Genomic DNA, 4,987 nt, shown 5'->3' on the forward strand with positions numbered 1-4,987 from the left:
CTCACTCTTATCCACTACAGCCCGCAGATGTTCATGCAATGTTTGCTCAAAGAGCGTGTACAGCCCACCAATGGTGAACTTCGACCGATTATTGCTATAAAGCACAAATGAGAGGGCACGCGGAAAGAGATATTCGCTCAGACTGGTACGGTCGAAGCCACTCTGAATAACTGCCTGACGTAACACTAAATGGCTAAAGGAATGTACCAGACCATAGACGGCGCGAGTGGTGGTTTCACCTTCCGGGATCTCCTGAAAGGGATTGATGGAGACCATCCGGTTGAGAATCCAGGCCCGGACAGATGCCTGGTCGTTGTAGTCGGGCGGATTACCCGTTGCCAGTCCATTGAGAGTCAGCCAGCGGAGTACGCGGGCTGGGTCAAGGCGGAACATCAGCGCCTCCGTTTCAACCGTGTCTACAAACAACGGCGTCCGGGGATCATCCCGTCGAAGACGCGGAAAAGCCCGGATGATTGTATTATCAGCCTCACGCTGATCACGGGTATAACCAACAACAACAATTGTTACCGGAAAGTCACCGATAAGACGCACATCGGCCAGCCCGGTATCTCTAAGGGCCTTGCGATAGGCGACACGATATACTGGAAGCCGCCCCGGCATTTCACTCTGCGCCTTTTGCTCCAATTGAGGGAGGGTGATAATCTGCAGGCCTTCATCAATACGTACGAACTCCAGTAATTCCCGTCCGGCTTCTTCAAGTGCATCATCCTGCATGGTAATAAGTTCTTTTGCCCGGTTGATAAGCTGGCTACGACGGTTACCGCCCAGACTAGAAAGTCCCTGTTGTAATTCATCCAGTCGCTTCTGAAGCATTGTCTTCATCTCTGGTGGGGCGTTCTGAATCAACCGCTCCAGCGTAGCAATACTTTCTTGTTCTGCTGTCTGCCCATGAGGGCTGGCGACCAGATCAACCAGCCGATTATCTGGTCCATGGTCGAACAGGCGCAGATAGGCTGCTATGGCCAGCCAGTGGCGTTCCGGGTCTTCCAGGATACGAGTCAGGTCACGGCCGGGCAGGTTGATCAGGGTACGATACTGAGGATAGAACGAGGCGGTGGCTCGATGGACAATGGGACGCATCGTCCGATCATCCAGGTCGCAGTCATCGCAGCGGCCATAGATGACATGTTGCTGGAAATCGCACAGCCGACAACGCCAGCGGAATTGAGTGTACTTCTGGCTACCCCGCGTATCCAGCCAAATGTGATCATAGCCGTGTTGTGGACATCGAGGAACGATAAACGGACGAATGTGGCCGCATCGATGGATCAACACATGATGAAGTTGAATCAGGCTGTCACCACATGACTGGCAGCGCAACTTTGGGTTGCGAATGTTGACCTGCCGCACACTCTTATAGGAAGCCACACGGCGACATGTCGGATTGGTACATTCGAAAAGAAGTGGAAAGATCTCCGCCTCAACGGCTGTAGGGATCGCCAGGACGTAGCGATCGGAGTAGCGGTAGGGGTCTGGAAAGCCCCTGCGACGCTCCTCCGGCCATTGTTTCAAAAGCCAAGCTACACGATCCAGGACATAGCGTTGGTTCAGATTTGTGTCTTCTTCTGCCTGAAACCTGGTAACCATGCAAATGGCCTGCCCACTCTCATGGTCAAAGGTCTTCCCTGGCAGAAAATTAAAGAGAATCTGTTGTCTGCCTCGTCTCATCGTCTTTTCCTCCCAAGTTTTCTACTCCAGAGCAATCGCGAATCTCGACCGAGATAGATTTCAAGTTGCTCATCCACGTCGCGCAGACTTTGCATCGGTTGGTCAGTCAGATTATCTGACGTGAAGTTTTTCTGTGGATTACGCAACATATCAACATACTCGTTGACTTTCCGCTCGATTACGGTCTCGAACTCCTGTCCAGCGTCACGGCCAGCCGTCCGGTAGGCATCCTTCAGGTACACTATCAGGTCATCCGGTCTGATCTGTCGACTTTCTATCAACTGTCGAACCTTTTTACTGAAGTACAGCGATTCCTTCCCCCTCCCTCCCACGCTCAGGTTATAGTCATTGAGCAACGCGGCCATAAACAGGCCTGGGATGGTACGCTGGACACTGAACTTGCTCCATCGATTGACTGGCGCAGGCTCCACCAGCCGATCCAGATATTCGTGATATTTCAGGAAAAAGTGATAGTGACTCTGGTCGCGCTCGCGGGCAGGGTTGAAGCAGACCAGCACCACGCCAGGGTGATCGCGCCCCACACGACTGGATGTCTGGATGTACTCAGCGGTTTGGCGGGGCATCCCGAAAAAGCAGAGATAGTTCAAGCGTTCAACGTCCACGCCATGGGAAATGGTGCTTGTAGCCGTCAGTGAACGTAGCCGACGGCCGAAATTCAGGGCTGGCTTTTCCAGCTCTTCGAGAATAGCGGCCACTTCAGAGAATGGCGTTTCTCCAATAATAGATTTGTTGATGACCTCAGTATAATTACTTTCGGTCAGTTCCCGGTTGAGTTGACCTTCAAAGCTCTGATTGAGGCGATCACCCTCGCGCTTTGACAGCAGATATGTGACGAAGACTTCGTAGTTCGACAGGATCTCCAGGAATTCATCCGCCGTAGTGACTGATGTCAGGTGTAGACGGTTGATGGCCCTCTCTGGTTCACGTCGCAGGTCTTCTACTTCCCGATGGAACAGTTCCGCCAGACGCACAACAGCGTTAATATGAGTGTAATTGTGAGGCATGATGCCAACAAAAAGGCGGCGTGTGTCGTCACGCAGGGTGGTGGCATAAAATGACTCACCCAACTCTGGACCGGGGACTGGGAAGCGACGGGCTTTGCGATCATAAAGATGGACCACCTGATTTTCATATTCTTCAATGGTGGCCGTTGCGGCAATAATCTTGGTTCGCACTCCCTGTCGGCGTTGCTGGTATGTATCCAGGAATGTCTCGTAGTGGCCATCGAAAGCCCCCAGTTCCTCGCGTAGCAAGTGCAACTCGTCCTGAATCTGCAGCGTGGGCGAGGGATCTTTGAGCGAGACAGGAATGAAATCTTTTGGTTTCACATCACAGGCGTATTTTTCGGTGCATTCGCCCAGGCTCAGGTAACCATGCTTTGGACAGCGATGGGTCACGGCCCCGAACAGGTGGCTAAACTTACGTTCGTAGCCAATGGCTGTCACCTTGTCAATCGTCCCGGCAATCACCGTGGGCAGGTATCGGTAAATTTCGTTATCTACAATGAAGATGGGCAGGATACCGCCTTGGTCTGCTTCAGGGCATTGCGGGTTGGTGCAACGGTGGACAAGCCGGATAGTTGCTTCATTAAGGTCCATCTGCACGGTTTGCTGGCCGCAGAACGGGCAGCGAGGGATGGTCAGCCACTTTTCCATTCGAGTGGGATTGCTTTTGATCAGATCTATTTCGGCCGGCTTATCGCTACCGCTCCACTGTGTCAGTCGGTTAGGCGTATTTCCCGAACCAACCAGGTAAGCCACACTGAAGGGGTCGTAATCATTGCCATTGATAGGGGCTGTCTGGCGGCGAACCAATTCCGCTGCACCCATAATGTCGGCCAGGCGCTGTAACTGCTGCAACGAGAGCAGACGCAGGGGAAAACGCATCCAGGCCGTGACGCCAGCTTTCTTTCCTCGGAGCCGGTCAAAAAAGGCAGTAAAGACGATCAGGCCCAGGTAGGCTTCGGTCTTGCCACCACCAGTAGGAAACCAGAGTACATCAACGTAGTCCCAATCAGCACGGCCATCAGGATCATCATACTCGCGGGCTGCAATAGCCGGTAACTGGGTGACAATGTACACAATTTGAAAGAGGCGCCAGGAAGAGTATTTACTGGCATTGGCAAAAGTTCTGTTCATCAACTGAAAAGCATGGCGCAAAACATCATAACGCTCCAACACTCGAATACCTCGACGGAAGCGCGCGATTTCGTCTATAAAATTATCAAGGTCCGTTTGAGCAGCATCCAGCATTTCAGATGTCCAGTTTGGATCTCTCTGACGCCTGGATATCAATTGCTCCCAATTATCCCGATACTGGTCCATAGACGTCGCGATAGATCGCAAGACCGGAAGTGGATCTTGCGCCAGTGTCTCAAAAGCGGCTTTCGGAAGAGTAGGATCCACGGCATCACGCGTAGTGTAGACAGGCTGGCGATAAACAGGGGCATTTTGGGTTTCTACCGCGTTCTGGCCATCCACTTTGCGAACCGTACAGTTACGCCCCAGTCCCCATAAATCTCGATTGTACCGGTAATCTTCCGGCAGGATGTCAAAGGTGAAAGGGAGAATGGTTGCGCTGTGGCCTTCAACGCGAAGATTAACGTCAAACAGGTAGTGATCAGTGGGACTGCGCTCTGGTTGATCATCAGGTGAGACGTTACTAAGCATCACTGAAACGCGTAGGCCACCATTATCGACTGGACGAGCCTGAACCTGCAACTCCACCTGCCATTGAGGTTCAACTTCTTGATCAGTGGCCGCTGCCTGCTCGACGAATGCCGCATATGACTCTTTGTCGATCAGAACTGACTCTGGCACAGGCCTGCGCTCCGTTGGTTCCCGATAATGTAATGGATCGGCACGCACCTGTTGCTGCGCCTGCGCCAGGGCTGCGTTCACTATTGCCTGTGTCCGTGGGTCATCCAGTCGTATCCGCCCGGTAACCTGCGCTGGGAGTCGCACCTCAATAGGCTCCATCTTTACTGGCAATTTTCGGTAAGCAATTGCCCACTCACCAGGTTTGCGCTTCGCTTCTTCATCTTGATCATTCGCTAAGAAAGCCGCGTTATAACCCGAGATACGCCGCTGGTGCTCCAGTTCTGGGAAGACGCGATAGTAGACATTAAAATGAACGTGGATAATAAGTCGGGCGTCTAAGGCTTCAGGTTTCACAAGCGCTTCCAGCCCCATTGCTGATGGAGCCAAACGAGAAAACAGGTCATCGCCTGAAGTCTCCATCTCATCATCAAATAGACGATTAGCCAGAGAACCCACAA

The 4,987-nt window shown here is 52.5% G+C and carries 2 protein-coding genes; both read right to left on the reverse strand.

Annotated elements, in window-relative coordinates; genetic code table 11:
* The coding region (locus D6694_03715) for a hypothetical protein (GenBank protein ID RMH46274.1) at positions 1-1,689 on the reverse strand (1,689 nt) is incomplete at its 3' end.
* Positions 1,686-4,985 carry a hypothetical protein gene (locus D6694_03720; protein RMH46275.1) on the reverse strand — a complete coding sequence of 1,100 codons (3,300 nt, stop codon included), beginning with the start codon at positions 4,983-4,985 and terminating at the stop codon, positions 1,686-1,688. The genes D6694_03720 and D6694_03715, both read right to left, overlap by 4 nt.
* Positions 4,986-4,987 lie beyond the last annotated feature (2 nt).

The sequence above is a fragment of the Gammaproteobacteria bacterium genome (assembly GCA_003696665.1).
Taxonomy (GTDB): Bacteria; Pseudomonadota; Gammaproteobacteria; order Enterobacterales.